Source organism: Streptomyces sp. NPDC020747 (assembly GCF_044334695.1).
GTDB lineage: Bacteria > Actinomycetota > Actinomycetes > Streptomycetales > Streptomycetaceae > Streptomyces.
On the sequence record NZ_JBIRTJ010000005.1, the window covers coordinates 209,954 to 223,386 of the forward strand.

Annotated in this window: 13 protein-coding genes; 9 read left to right on the forward strand and 4 right to left on the reverse strand. The window is 72.0% G+C overall.

Features of this window, described 5'->3' with window-relative positions; genetic code table 11:
• Positions 1-13 precede the first annotated feature (13 nt).
• Both ACH4YP_RS16120 and ACH4YP_RS16125 read right to left on the reverse strand, forming a co-directional pair.
• Entirely contained in the window at positions 14-2,194 is a 2,181-nt protein-coding gene (locus ACH4YP_RS16120) for a bifunctional serine/threonine-protein kinase/ABC transporter substrate-binding protein (RefSeq protein WP_398490919.1), read from the reverse strand.
• Positions 2,191-3,063, reverse strand: a complete 873-nt coding sequence (locus ACH4YP_RS16125) for a hypothetical protein (protein ID WP_398490920.1) — start codon at positions 3,061-3,063, stop codon at positions 2,191-2,193. Before ACH4YP_RS16125 ends, ACH4YP_RS16120 begins: the two co-directional genes overlap by 4 nt.
• Positions 3,064-3,280: 217 nt before the next feature.
• Here ACH4YP_RS16125 and ACH4YP_RS16130 point away from each other — a divergent pair, with 217 nt between their 5' ends.
• The 3 genes from ACH4YP_RS16130 (at position 3,281) to ACH4YP_RS16140 (ending at position 5,562) form a co-directional block, all read left to right on the forward strand.
• Positions 3,281-3,595, forward strand: coding sequence for a DUF6412 domain-containing protein (locus ACH4YP_RS16130; protein WP_361055607.1), 315 nt, complete (start codon positions 3,281-3,283; stop codon positions 3,593-3,595).
• Positions 3,596-3,767: 172 nt separating this feature from the next.
• The gene (locus ACH4YP_RS16135) at positions 3,768-4,535 is read left to right on the forward strand and encodes a YidC/Oxa1 family membrane protein insertase (protein WP_398490921.1); all 768 of its coding nucleotides are present in this window, start codon (positions 3,768-3,770) and stop codon (positions 4,533-4,535) included.
• Between the two features lie 169 nt (positions 4,536-4,704).
• A complete protein-coding gene (locus ACH4YP_RS16140) occupies positions 4,705-5,562 on the forward strand; it encodes a fumarylacetoacetate hydrolase family protein (protein ID WP_361055613.1) in 858 nt (285 codons plus the stop codon).
• A gap of 144 nt (positions 5,563-5,706) precedes the next feature.
• Here the strand turns inward: ACH4YP_RS16140 and ACH4YP_RS16145 are convergent, their stop codons facing one another.
• Complete coding sequence (locus tag ACH4YP_RS16145; protein ID WP_398490922.1) at positions 5,707-6,183, reverse strand: heme-degrading domain-containing protein; 477 nt, start codon at positions 6,181-6,183, stop codon at positions 5,707-5,709.
• Positions 6,180-7,301, reverse strand: a complete 1,122-nt coding sequence (locus tag ACH4YP_RS16150) for a Gfo/Idh/MocA family oxidoreductase (RefSeq protein WP_398490923.1) — start codon at positions 7,299-7,301, stop codon at positions 6,180-6,182. The genes ACH4YP_RS16145 and ACH4YP_RS16150 overlap by 4 nt, the downstream gene beginning before the upstream one ends.
• A 146-nt stretch (positions 7,302-7,447) precedes the next feature.
• On the opposite strand from ACH4YP_RS16150, the gene ACH4YP_RS16155 reads away from it, so the two are divergent.
• The 6 genes from ACH4YP_RS16155 to ACH4YP_RS16180 all read left to right on the forward strand — a co-directional run bounded on the left by ACH4YP_RS16155 (position 7,448) and on the right by ACH4YP_RS16180 (position 13,200).
• On the forward strand, positions 7,448-8,605 hold the full coding sequence (locus tag ACH4YP_RS16155) for an ROK family transcriptional regulator (RefSeq protein ID WP_398490924.1): 1,158 nt from the start codon (positions 7,448-7,450) through the stop codon (positions 8,603-8,605).
• 115 nt (positions 8,606-8,720) lie between these two features.
• Positions 8,721-9,752, forward strand: coding sequence for a DUF6215 domain-containing protein (locus ACH4YP_RS16160; RefSeq protein ID WP_398490925.1), 1,032 nt, complete (start codon positions 8,721-8,723; stop codon positions 9,750-9,752).
• 314 nt (positions 9,753-10,066) lie between these two features.
• Positions 10,067-10,822 (forward strand): hypothetical protein, encoded by a 756-nt coding sequence (locus ACH4YP_RS16165; RefSeq protein ID WP_398490926.1) that lies wholly within the window; start codon positions 10,067-10,069, stop codon positions 10,820-10,822.
• Between the two features lie 169 nt (positions 10,823-10,991).
• Positions 10,992-11,771 carry an HAD-IIA family hydrolase gene (locus tag ACH4YP_RS16170; RefSeq protein WP_361055628.1) on the forward strand — a complete coding sequence of 260 codons (780 nt, stop codon included), beginning with the start codon at positions 10,992-10,994 and terminating at the stop codon, positions 11,769-11,771.
• 118 nt (positions 11,772-11,889) lie between these two features.
• Entirely contained in the window at positions 11,890-12,525 is a 636-nt protein-coding gene (locus tag ACH4YP_RS16175) for a hypothetical protein (protein WP_398490927.1), read from the forward strand.
• 6 nt (positions 12,526-12,531) lie between these two features.
• Complete coding sequence (locus tag ACH4YP_RS16180) at positions 12,532-13,200, forward strand: class F sortase (RefSeq protein WP_361055634.1); 669 nt, start codon at positions 12,532-12,534, stop codon at positions 13,198-13,200.
• Positions 13,201-13,433: the final 233 nt, after the last annotated feature.

Sequence of the window (13,433 nt, forward strand, 5' to 3'; positions counted from 1 at the left end):
GCGCCGCTCACCGCTACACCCTGGAGGCGGCTTCGCCGACGTAGCGGAACCGGCCGCCCTCGACCCGGTGCAGCGATACGCCCCAGCCGTTGAACTGGCCGTCCGTCGGCCTGAACGTGAACTCCTTGGTGACTCCCTTGTAGCGGCTCTTGCGCAGCAGGCCCACCAACTCCTTGCGCCCCGGCGGCCGTTTGCCCTTCGTGGCCTTCACCACCTCCTGGAGGACGAGGTTGACGGTGTCGTACGCCTCGGCGGCGTAGTAGCCGGGCGCGGCGTCGTAGCGCTTGCGGAAGGCGGCGGTGAAGGCCTTCGCGGCCGGTACGGCGGAAGGGTCGACGAAGGAGGAGGTGATCAGCCAGCCTTCGGCCGCGTCCCCGGCCCGCTCCAGGAACTCCGGGTCGAGTACGGCCTGCGGTGCGAGCCGCGGCCCGTCGAAGCCGGCCGTCGCCAGCGCGCGGGCCACCCGGGCCGCGCCTGGCGCGTAGCCGGAGTACACGAAGGAGTCGATCCCGGCCCGCAGCATGTCGGTGACGACGGGCCCGACGTCCTCGGTGTCCGCCGGGATCACCCGGGGGTAGGGCGGGAGGCCGTGGCTGCGCAGCATGAGAGTGGTGCTCTGGGCGGAATCCCAGGAATACGTCTGCGCGGTCCGGTCCTGGAGCAGCCCGGGCAGCCGCGTCTTCTTCTGCCCCGCGAGACGGACGGCGAGTGCCATGGAGACGATCGGGTCGGAGGCGCGGCACTGCAGGAAGGACCGGTATTCCTGCGAGGTCAGGAGCAACCCTCCGACCGAGACGGACAGCAGCGGCAGCAGGGCCTCGTCGTACGTGGCGAGGACCGCGTAGGCCGTTTCGTCGTTGGTCGGGCCGAGTACGGCGAGCACGTCCTCGTCCTGGATCAGCTTCTTGGCCGCGGCCGGTGCGCGATCGGCGCTGCCGCCGTCGTCAGAGGTCTTCAGCGTGAGCTCGAAGGGCTTGTTCTTACGGGAGTTGAACTGCTCGACCGCCAGCCGCGCGCCCCGCTCCTGCGCCTGGCCCGCCGTGCGACGGGTCCCGCTCAGATCCGCCTGTACGCCGATCGCCCAGCGGCGGGCTCCCGACGCCGACCCGCCCGGGGTGTCCTCGTCGCGCAGGACGGCCCAGGCCGCGGTTCCGCCCGCCGCGAGGAGCACCGCCGCGCCGGAGGCCAGGAGCAGCCGCCGTCGGCCGGGTGACGTCGGCGCGGTGTCCTCCGGTGGTCCGGCAGGTGCTTCGGCGGCGGTCGGCTCGATGTCGGGAAGTGCCAGCATTTCGGACGAGCGATCCGCGATTCCCCGTACGACGTCCTCGGGCAGCCAGTCGATCCGCCCGCCCTCGGGGACCGCGTCCTCGACCAGCAGCACCGTGCCGAACTGCTCGGCCGTCGGACGGTCCGCCGGGTCCTTCGCCAGGCACAGGTGCAGCAGCGTCAGCAGCTCGACGCCTTCCGTCTCCTCCTCGGCCTCGATACCGGAGAGGTCGGGCTCGTCGTGGACCGTGCGGTAGAGCAGGGCGTCGGCCGTGCCGGTGCCGAACGGCGGACGGCCGCTCGCCGCGTACGCCAGCAGGCAGCCCAGCGAGAAGATGTCGCTCGCCGGGCCCACCGCCGCGCCGCGTGCTTCGGCCTGCTCGGGGGAGAGGAAACCGGGGGTGCCGACGACCAGGTCGGTGGAGGTGATCGCGGTCTCGTCGGTCGCGCGGGCGATCCCGAAGTCGATGAGGCGCGGGCCGTCCACGGCGAGCAGGACGTTGGCGGGCTTGACGTCGCGGTGGACCAGCCCGGCCGCGTGCACCTCGCGGAGCGCGGCGGCGAGCATCCTGGCCAGGACGCGCACGCTGTGGGTGGGCAGCGGCCCGTGGCGGGCGACCGCCTCCTCCAACGAGGGGCCGGGTACGAAGGCGGTGGCCAGCCAGGGCTCGTCCGCGTCCGGGTCGGCGCCGGTGACTGGGACCGCCCAGGGGCTGGTCACCCGGCGGGCCGTCTCGACCTCACGGCGGAACCGGGCGCGGAAGTCCGGCTCGTCCGCGTACTCGGCCTGGATGACCTTGACCGCGGCCAAGGCCCCGGCCTTCGTACGGCCGAGGTAGACCACACCCATGCCGCCCGCGCCGAGGCGGGCCAGCAGCCGGTGTCCGCCGATCGACGCGGGGTCGGTGGGGAGCAGTGGTTCGCTCATCGGGACGCCCCCAACTCGCTTTCGACACGACTCACCATGGTGCCGGCCCCTTGTATGAGGGCGGTGTTGACCTCGTCCGCGGACCGGCCCTTGGATGCCTTGCCGAAGGCGGCGACGGTGACCTGGCCCCATCGGCTCTGCGTCGAGTAGTAGTGGTGGGGGCCGCCGAGGTCGTCGCTGTAGTACTTGCCGCCTTCGGTGAGCATGTCCTCGGCGGTCAGGTTGCCCAGCAGGCCGAAGCCCGCGCCCAGGGAACCCAGCTTAGTGATCCGTTCACCCTGGCGGAGCTGCTGGTCGGGGCAGCGCAGCGCCTCCTCCAGCGTTCCGGCCATCTCCCAGTCGGCGTCCTTCACGGTCCGGTGCACGGTGACGACGGCGGCGACGCGGATCGGGCCCTTGCCGTCCTCCGCGGGAAGTTCGCTGTAGCGGGTGAGGGTGGCGAGCACCGTCGCGGGCAGTGGCTTGAGCTGCCAGACGCAGTCCGCGTCGAGCACGGGCCGGAGACCGGGGTCACTCTCGTACGGCGTGCGCCTGACGTAGCCGGGGCCCCATTTGGCGGGCGTCGTGGCGATTGCGCGGGCCAGGCGCAGCGCCTCCGCGCGGGTCTTGGGTACGCGGCCGGGATCGGGGGTGAAGTCCAGGCCTGCGGTACTGGCGCTGGGGGTGGGACTGGGGGTCGCGCCGGAGCGGGTGTCACCGCTCGCGGTCGGGCTCGTCGGGCTCTTGGAGCCGGTGGATCCGGAGCCGGTGGATCCGGACCGGGCGGGCTCGGCGGTTCCGTCACCACCGCCCCCCGAACAGCCGGCCAGTAACAGCCCGGCTGACAAGACGCCGGCACACAGCCGCAGCCGCACACGTCTTGGGCTCACCATCAACTCCCCCAACTTCCCCAACTCCCCACACACGTACGCGCGTTCCCCCGCAGGGAGAGTAGCGACTATGCCCCTGGGGTACTACGGCTCCGGCGGAGTCCGCTGTTCCTTGTTCGCTGCTCCTTTCGAACCGATCCTGTATAACGGCAGGAGGCCACAGAGCCAGCGGGACCCAGCGGGACTCAGAAGGACATCAGAGGGAGGAGAGCAGCCGATGACACGGACCTGGGCGCAGTTGAAGCCCGCCGTTCTGCTGTTCGTCGTCCTTCTGCAGGTGGCGCTCCTCGACACCGGCAGCCTCGCCGGAGCCGTCGCCGTCACGTTCGCGGCGACCGCCGCGGCCGGGTCCGCGCTCGCCGCCTGTTCCCTCATCGCCTCACGGCTCGCGCCCGCCGTACCCCGTACACGGGTCCGTACGGCGATGCGCGACCGTGAACAGCGCACGGCGTTCCTGCCGCAGCGCGACCCCGACGCCCGGGGGCGCAGGCGTCCCCGAGCACCCGGCCGTTCCCTCCTGACGGCCGCGTAGGGGATCCAGTCTTCGGGGCGCTCGCAGAGCGTCCGCGGGAGATTTCCGGAGAACCTCAGCAGACCCCTCGCGGGTCGTCATGCCGACGTACGTCACGTCTCATCTCCTCGGCACGACGAGACCCACGGAGGGCTCATCCATGTCCGGCTTCTCTTCCCTCTTCTCTTCCCTCATGTCCGCTTTCGCGAGCCTCGTCGAGGGGCTCGCCGAGCTGCTCGAACCGCTCTTCCAGGCCTCCGCGGCGGCCGCCGCGATCGTCCTGTTCACCGCGCTCGTACGACTCCTCGTGCACCCCCTGTCCCGGGCCTCGGCGCGCGGGCAGCGGGCGCGGGCGGCCCTGCAGCCGCAGATCGCCGCGCTGCGCAAGAAGCACGGCAAGAACTCGGAGAAGCTGCAGAAGGCGGTGCTGGAACTGCACGCCAAGGAGAAGGTCTCGCCGCTCTCCGGCTGCCTGCCCAGCCTCTTCCAGCTGCCGGCCTTCTTCCTCCTCTACCACCTGTTCTCGAACTCGCGGATCGGCGGCGAGGCCAACTCCCTGCTCGCCCACCAGCTCTTCGCCGCGCCGCTCGGCGACCGGTGGGCGGACGCCCTCGGTGACGGCGGGGTCCTCGGCGCGTCCGGGCTGGTGTACCTGGCCCTGTTCGTGATCGTCGCGTCCGTCGCCACCTTCAACTACCGGCGTACGAAGCGGATGATGGCGGCCAACTCTCCGATGGCGCCGGCGGTGGCGTCGGCCGACGGTGGGCAGCAGGTGCCCGGGATGGGCGCGATCACCAAGGTCATGCCGCTGATGTCCTTCCTCACGCTGTTCACCGTGGCGGTGGTGCCGCTGGCCGCCGCGCTGTACGTGGTGACCAGTACGACGTGGAGCGCGGTCGAGCGGGCCGTGCTGTACCGGGACATGCCGGGGGCCGCGCCGGCCGCCGCGGTACTCGGCTGACGCGGCAGGGTCCCCATGGGCCGGTCTGGACTGCCGGTCCGGGCGGGCGGTTACGGTCCAGTCCGTGAACCGGGTATTGCGGACTGGACGCCGACCTTGGACGATCAACCAGTCCTCCGATGGCTGCACCCGTCGGACGGGCCGCCCGCGATCAAGGGAGATTGTGACCATGAAGCTGCTGCGAGTCGGTACGACAGGGGCCGAGCGTCCCGCGCTCCTCGACGCCGAAGGAGTCCTGCGGGACCTGTCGGGCGTCGTGCCGGACATCGACGGGGCGCTGCTCGCCGACGACGCGGCGCTCGGCCGGATCCGTACCGCCGCCGAGGCCGGGGAACTGCCCGTGCTCGACGCGGACGGGCTGCGGGTCGGCCCGCCGGTCGCCCGCATCGGCAAGGTCGTCTGCATCGGCCTCAACTACCACGACCACGCCAAGGAGACCGGCGCCGAGCCGCCCGCCGAGCCGGTGATCTTCTTCAAGGCGGCGGACACGGTCGTCGGGCCGTACGACACCGTGCTGGTGCCGCGCGGCTCGGTGAAGACCGACTGGGAGGTCGAGCTGGCGGTCGTCATCGGGCGTACGGCCCGGTATCTCGGCTCGCACGAGGAGGCGCTCGCGCATGTCGCCGGGTACGCGGTGGCGCACGACGTGTCCGAGCGGGAGTTCCAGATCGAGCGGGGCGGGACCTGGGACAAGGGGAAGAACTGCGAGACGTTCAATCCGCTCGGGCCGTGGCTCGTGACGGCGGACGAGGTTCCCGATCCGCAGGGGCTGGGGCTCAAGTTGTGGGTCAACGGGGAGCTGCGGCAGGACGGGAGCACGTCCGACCAGATCTTCTCCGTCGCCGAAGTCGTGCGGTACGTGAGTCAGTTCATGACTCTCTATCCCGGAGACGTGATCAACACCGGTACGCCGGCGGGGGTCGCTCTGGGCATGCCCGAGCCCAAGCCGTTCCTGCGGGCGGGGGATGTCGTGGAGCTGGAGATCGAGGGGCTCGGGCGGCAGCGGCAGGAGTTCAAGCCGGCGTAGCGCTCCGCTGGGTGGGGCGGGGGACTGTGGTGGGTCCCCGCGCCCCTGAAAGACTGCGCAGTTCCCCGCGCCCCTGAAAGCCAAAAGATTGCGCCGTTCCCCGCGCCCCTGAAAACGCGCCCCTAAGAGCCCAAAAACGCGTCCCTACGAAGTCGCCGTGAAGCGTTCCAGGGCCTCCACCACCATTGCGTGGTCCTCCAGTTGGGGTAGGCCGGAGACCACGACCGTGCCGATCACGCCCGCGCCCTCGACCGTGATGGGGAAGGCTCCGCCGTGGGCCGCGTACACGTCCGGGTCAAGGCGGGAGGAGTCCTCGAAGGTGGTGTTCTTGGCGCGGAAGCGGGTGCCGACCAGGAGGGACGAGGCGGCGTAGCGGTCGACGACCCGGCGTTTGCGGTCGATCCAGGCGTCGTTGTCGGGGGTGGAGCCGGGGAGGGCGGCGTGGAAGAGCTGCTGGCCTCCCCGGCGGATGTCGATCGCCACGGGGGCGCCCTGCTCGCGGGCCAGTTCGACGAGGAGCGTGCCGAGGGTCCACGCGTCGTCGTACGTGAAGTGAGGGAGCGTCAGGCGGCGCTCCTGCTCATCCAGTTCGGCGATGGTCGGTGCGGTGGGGGTGCTCACAGGGTCACCGTCACGTTCTCGCGGGCCGAGCGGCGCGCGCCTTCGAGGACGTCCAGGGCGGCGGCGGCCTCCAGCGCGGTGACCGGGTTCTCGCCGGTGCCGCTCAGGGCGGCGGCGACGGCCGCGTAGTACGCGGGGTACGCGCCCGGAACGGTCGGGACCGGAGTGCCCCCGCCGGTCGCCGGGGACTCGCCGGAGCCGACGCGGCCCCACAACTCCTCGGGCTCGACGCCCCACTCCTTCTCCTTGCCCGCGACCGGGCGCTCGCCTTCGCGCAGGGCGGCCTCCTGGGGGTCGAGGCCGTACTTCACGTAACCGGCCTTCGAGCCCAGCGTGCGGAAGCGCGGGCCGAGTTGGGCGGTCGTCGCGGAGACGTAGAGGTGGGAGCGGACGCCGTTCGTGTGCGTGATCGCGAAGAACGTGTCGTCGTCGGCCTCGGCGCCACGGCGGCGTACGTCCGACTCCGCGTACACCGTGGCCGCCGGGCCGAAGAGGACCAGCGCCTGGTCGACCACGTGGCTGCCGAGGTCGTACAGCAGACCTCCGACCTCTGCCGGGTCGCCGGACTCGCGCCAGCCGCCCTTGAGTTCGGGGCGCCAGCGCTCGAAACGGGACTCGAAGCGGTAGACGTCACCGAGGCCGCCCTCGGCGATCAGCTTCCGGAGGGTCAGGAAGTCGTTGTCCCAGCGGCGGTTCTGGAAGACGGAGAGCAGCAGTCCGCGCTCGTCGGCGAGGGCGGCGAGCCCGCGGGCGTCCGCCGCCGTGCCCGCGATCGGCTTGTCGACGACGACCGGCAGGCCCGCCTTGAGGGCGGCCGTGGCGATCGGGACGTGCGTCTTGTTCGGGGACGCGATGACGATCAGGTCCAGCTCGTGGGCGCGCGGCCACAGTTCGTCGGGGGCCGCCGCGATCCTTACGCCCGGGAACTCGTCCCTCGCCTGCTGCTGCCGGTCCGCGTTCGACGTGACGACCGTGTCGAGGGCCAGGCCCTCGGTGGCGGCGATCAGCGGGGCGTGGAAGACGGAGCCCGCGAGGCCGTAGCCGACGAGGCCCACGCGGAAGGGGCCCTCGCGCACGGGGCCTGCGCCGAGGGAGGTGCCAGTACCTGTACCAGTCATGCCATCCACTTAAGCAACGCTGTTGCCGAAGTGCAAGCGCGGGAGACAATGGGGCTGTGGACGCACGCGGTACAGGCACACGCGGTACATGCACACGCGGTGCTGGCACACGCAGTGCTGGCGCACGTGGCACAGGGAGGATCTGAGTGGCTGGGATCGGGACTGGGATCGGAGCTGGTTCCGGAGCGGCCCGGGTCGGCGGCGGGGTGAACCTGCTCGCGCTGCGCAGTCACAACGCGGCCCTGCTGCTGGATCTGCTGCGACGTGCCGGGCGTACGGGGATGAGCCGCCTCGAACTCGCGGAGCGTACGGGGCTGACGCCGCAGGCCGTCAGCAAGATCACCGCCCGCCTCCGGGAGGACGGGCTGGTGACCGAGGCCGGGCGGCAGGCCTCCACGGGCGGCAAGCCGCGCACGGTGCTGCGGCTGGTGCCGGAGGCCGGGCACGCGGTGGGGCTGCACCTCGACCGGGACGAACTGCGGGTCGTGCTCGTCGATCTCACCGGGGCGGTCGTGGGGGAGCGGTGCGCTCCGCTGGATCTGGGGGCCGGGGCGGATGCCGTGCTGGATGTGGTCGTGGCGGAGTTCGGGGAGGTGGTGGCGGGGCTGGGGGCGAGCTCGGAGGGCCGGGGAGCCGCCGTGGCCACCGTTCTCGGGGCCGGTGTCGCCATGCCCGGGCCCCTCGACCACACGCATGGCGTGCTGCACCGGGTGACCGGGTTTCCCGAGTGGGACGGCTTTCCCCTGCGCGATGCGCTGGCGCGGCGGCTCGGCGTGCCGGTCGTCCTGGACAAGGACACGAACGCCGCTGCGCTCGGGCTGGCGGTCGGGGGTGAGGCCGGGGCCTTCGCCTATCTCCATCTCGGTACGGGGCTGGGGGCCGGGCTCGTCCTCGGCGGGGCCGTGCATCGCGGATCCCGTACCGGGGCGGGCGAGTTCGGGCACCAGGTCATCCAGCTGGACGGGCCGCCCTGCTCGTGCGGCAACCGGGGGTGCGTCGAGGCGTTGTGCCTCGCGGCGGTGGCCCGGGGGGACGTGGACGAGGCGGCGCGTGTCCTCGGCGAAGGAGCCGGGAACCTTGTGGGGCTCCTGGACATCGACCTCGTGCTGCTGGGCGGGCGCACGGTCGCCACGGAGTCGGCGCGGTTCGTGCGGGGGGTCGGGGCGGTGCTCGATGCCCGGGCCCGGCGGGAGGGGGTGGGCAGCCCTGTGCCCGTGCGGGTTGCCTCCGGCGGGGTGCGGGGGGTGGCTGAGGGCGCGGCCCAGTTGTTGCTGGTGCCGTTGTTCGGGCGGGCCGAGGAGTGAGTCGAGGGGAGCGGGTGGGTGGGTCCGCCTCGGCCCGGTTGTAACGACATCGCATGTACCCGGAACTGTGGCTTCCACCACGGCGAACGCGGTCCTGTCCTGGTGAGATCACCGGATGCTCGGTTTCCTCATCCGCCTCCTGCCCTTCTGGGTCCGCGAGCCCCTGCTCATCGTGGTCGGGTCCGTTCTCGGCGTACGCATCATGTATCTCGCCGTCCACGATCGCGATCGGGTCGCGGCCGTTCTCGGCGTGGTGTTCCTCGTGTTCACCGCGGTACGCGTCCACACCGTGGTCCGGGCCCTGCGCCTGCGCCGGAACCAGGTTCCGGAAGCCCCGGCAGCCTCCGAGGACCCGGCGGCGGTCGATGCTGCCGCCCAGGCCCAGGCGGTCACGGCCCAGACGGTCATGGCCCAGGCCGGAACCGGGCCGCGTCCCGGCCCGCCCGCCCGGGAGAAGGAGCACAACGCATGGGGCCAGGCCGTCGCGGCCGTGGCCGTGTTCGGGGCGCTCGGGGCCGCGGTGTGGGTGGGCCCGCACGTGATGCCGTCCGACGACGTCACCTCACAGCCCGCCTCGTGTTCGGGCGGGGAACAGGAGGAGCCGCCGAAGGTCTACAAGCGGACGCCCCGGCCCGTGACCGGTGAAGAGCTGTGCGAGGTGCTCAACCGGCCGGACCTGGCCAAGCTCCTGGGAACGCCCGGAGAGACCGCGACCACCGCTTCCGGCACCAGCGGCACAGCTCCTCTGACCGACGGCAAGGTCGCCCAACCCGAGGCCGAGGTCGCGTTCGACACGTACAGCGTGAATGTCTTGGCCACCTACAACAAGCTGTCGATCGACCAGTACGTGAAGCTGATGAAGTTCGGGGACGAGACGGACGTCAGGACCCTCAAGGTTCGAGGCCGGCCCGCGGTCCTCTCCTCGGCTCCCACCATGAAGATCGAGATCGATCTCAGGAATGGCGGATCCGGCGGACCGGTCGGACAAGGTCCCCTGGCCAGGACGCTGGCAGTGGCCCTGGACCGTGACGACCGGGGCGGCTACTGCGAGATCACCGTGTGGAGCGAGTCCGGAGCCCTTCCGGACGACAGCGTTCTCCTCGACATCGCCGGAAAGGTTCTTCCGAGGATCCCGGAGCGCCGATGACATCCATGCGGCGGCATCCATGAGGGCGCTACCGCACGAACGCCGACGACTTCGTTCCGCCTCGGCCCCGACTCGCCGCGCGCTGCCCCGACCGGGCGCAACCCCCGCCCCGAACGGCCCCCGCGTCAGCGTGCCGTCGCCGGTCGGAGGCGGTGGCGTGGCAGGCTCCCGTGTCCATGCGACTGAGCAAGCCCGTGTGTCTCGCCGTCAGTGCTGCAGCCGCCCTCGCTCCCGTGCCCGCCGATGCCGCGGCGGGGGTGGACCAACGGCCGGGCCGGCCCACCTGTGCCGAGCCGGGGAACGGGGAGTTTCCCGTGCGTACGCGGATCCATGGCGGGCCCGCCGAGTACGACGCCGGGGGCGGATTCCGGACCTGGTACATCGATCTCACCAACACCACCGACGCGACCTGCGGGAACATCCACCCGGTCGTCGTCCTCGTGGACGGGAAGCGGGCGCTGCGGCCGGAGCAGCCGCGTCTTGAGTTCTACGACGGGGAGCGGCCCCGTGCCGTCAACTTCGAGCGGACCGGGCAGGACGAGAACATCGGGGTTCTCGGCTCCCCCGCGGGCCGGGCCGACGGATCCGAAGCCGAAAGCGGAGCTGAAGCCGAAGTCGCTCCGTTCCCCGGATTCACCGTGGCGCCCGGCGCGACCCTCTCCGTCAAGGTGCGGCTCGCGGTCACCTCGGACGCCGTGGCCAACGACGTCGTCGCGCACGCGGCCGTCGTGCAGCGGCGGGGCGACGACGGCGACGACGGTGACTGGGTCGGGGAGTCGAACGACTACCGCTTCCGCATCCTCGGCGAGAGCGAGAGCGAGAGCGAGGGCGCGGCCGAGCGCGAAGGGGGTGAGAGCGGTGAGGCCCGCGGCAAGGACGACGCCGGCGGCACGGGCGGCCGGGACAGCGCGGACGCCTCCGGACGCGTACCGGACGGAATTCCCTTCGCGGAGGAGCTGGCCCGGACGGGGCTGCACTCGACCCGGGGGATCCTCGCCGCGACGGCCGGCGCGCTCCTGCTCCTCGGCGCGGGGCTCGGCGCACTGCTCGCGGCCCGCCGCAGGCGCTGAGGGCGCCGCGGGAGTCGCGGGATTCTCTGCTCGGGCCGCTGCCGCCCCCCTCCACCAAGATCGGGCGGATGGCTAGTCTGGAGGCGTCGGCACACAGCTGTGACGGCGTCCCCACACCCGCGGCAGACCCGCACGGCTCACGCAGCACGCGTACGGCAGGAGACGGCACATGGCAGAGCGCAAGCCCATCGAATCGTGGCTCACCGACATGGACGGGGTGCTCATCCACGAGGGCGTGCCGATCCCCGGCGCCGACGCCTTCATAAAGAAGCTCAGGGAGTCCGGGAAGCCCTTCCTGGTGCTCACCAACAACTCCATCTACACGGCCCGTGATCTGCACGCCCGGCTGCGGCGGATGGGCCTGGACGTGCCTGTCGAGAACATCTGGACGTCCGCCCTGGCCACCGCCCAGTTCCTGGACGACCAGCGCCCCGACGGCTCCGCGTACGTCATCGGTGAGGCGGGTCTGACCACCGCGCTGCACGACATCGGGTACGTGCTGACCGACCACGACCCCGACTACGTGGTCCTCGGCGAGACCCGTACGTACTCCTTCGAGGCCATGACCAAGGCCGTGCGGCTGATCAACGACGGCGCCCGTTTCATCGCGACGAACCCCGACGAGACCGGCCCGTCCGCCGAGGGCGCGCTGCCCGCCACCGGTGCGGTCGCCGCGCTGATCACCAAGGCGACCGGCAAGCAGCCGTACTTCGCGGGCAAGCCGAACCCGCTGATGATGCGTACCGGACTCAACACCATCGGGGCGCACTCCGAGACCAGCGCGATGATCGGCGACCGGATGGACACGGACGTCCTGGCCGGACTGGAGGCGGGCATGGAGACCTTCCTCGTCCTCACCGGTCTCACCACGGCCGCGGAGATCGAGAAGTACCCCTACCGCCCGTCCACGGTCGTCGACTCCATCGCGGACCTCGTCGACCGCGTCTGAGCCGCCCGTACGGGAGCGCCACCCGCATGGGAGCGCCACCCGTACGGAGCAGCGGACCCCCTCCCCGGATGCGGCCCCGTGCCCCGAGGAGGACGCTCCAGATATCTGGAGGTTCACGATGGGTTCACTGCGACTGACTCTCTGTGCCGGGGTGGTGGCCGCCGCCGCGCTCGCCCCCACCGCGTACGCGGCCGACGGGGGAGTCTCCGTGACCCCGGGGTCCCCCGCTCCCGGCAGCGACATCCAACTGCGGGTCAAGGGCTGCTCCGGGATGTCCGGCACCGCCGCGTCCGAGGCGTTCGTCGCCGACGCGCAGCTCACCGGGAAGCCCGGGGTCCTCACCGGCGAGACCCGCGTCCGCTCGACGCTCGACCCCGGCACGTACGACGTCAAGGTCACCTGCGACGGCTTCGAGGACAAGGTCAAGGGCGCCGTCACCGTCCTCGACAAGAAGCAGCGGGAGAAGCAGGAGAAGCAAGAACAGAAGGAAGAGAAAGAACAGAAGGAAGAGAAGGAACAGAAAGAACAGCGGGAGAAGCAGCCCGGGGACTCGGCGGCCTCGCCCGTCGCGCCCGTCGCGCCCGTGCACGCGGGCGGTGGCGGCACCGCGCGGCTCGCCGTCGTCGACGCCCGCTCGGAGGGGCCCGGCACCCGGCACGCGGTGGTCGGGCTGGTCCTGGCCGGTGTCGCGGCCGTAGCCGTGGCGGTCCGCAGTGCCCGCCGGAGTCGCGGGAGTACCCGCGGTACGGACTGACCGGCCATGTCCGACCGGGAGGAACGCACCTCCGGCGGTGGCCGTCTGCTCATGGGTGTGGCCTGGGCGCTGCTGCTCCTCGGGCTGTGGCTGTGGGGCCGCGAGGTGACCGACGTACGCCAGGGCATAGCCGCGCCGACCACGGGTGACGTGGCGGCGGTCGGGCGGCCCCTCGGCGTCGAACTGCCGCCCGCGGCCGAGCCGTTGGGGGACGCGCGGCCCCAGCGCGTGGACATCCCCGCGCTCGGCGTACAGGCACCCGTGGTGACCCGCGGCCTCGACCCCCGCGGAGCGATCGATCCGCCGCCGTACGGACAGCCGGGGACCGTCGGTTGGTACGGGGACGGTGCGCGGCCCGGGGCGGCCGGGACCGCGCTGCTCGTCGGGCACGTGGACACCGAGAGCCGGCCCGCGGTCTTCTACCACCTCAGCGAGGTGCGGCCGGGCGAGACGGTCCGGGTGATCCGCGACGACGGCGGGGTCGCCGAGTTCACCGTCGAGGACGTCCAGGTCTTCGCCCGGGACCGCTTCGACGCCCAGAAGGTGTACGGGACACGGCAGACCGGCCGCGCCGAACTGCGCCTGATCACCTGCGGCGGCACCTTCGACCGGACCAGCCGCACCTACACGGCGAACGTGGTCGTCTCCGCGTACCTCAGCGGCACGGGTCTGTGAGCCCGAGGAGCATCGCCGGAACCCTCGTACCGCACCTGGCCCGGTCGACGACCCGCTCCCCCCGGAGCCGTCGACCGGGCTGGTCCTCGACCGCGGGCGCCCGGGCTGCGGGAGTAACCCGGTGGCCGGCACGGGAGGTTCAGGGGCCCGTCCGCGCGCCACGAACGCGCCTCGGGATTGGTCCGACAGCCGGGGGCCGGGGCCGTCTGTTAAGACTCTAGTTCGGATGAGCG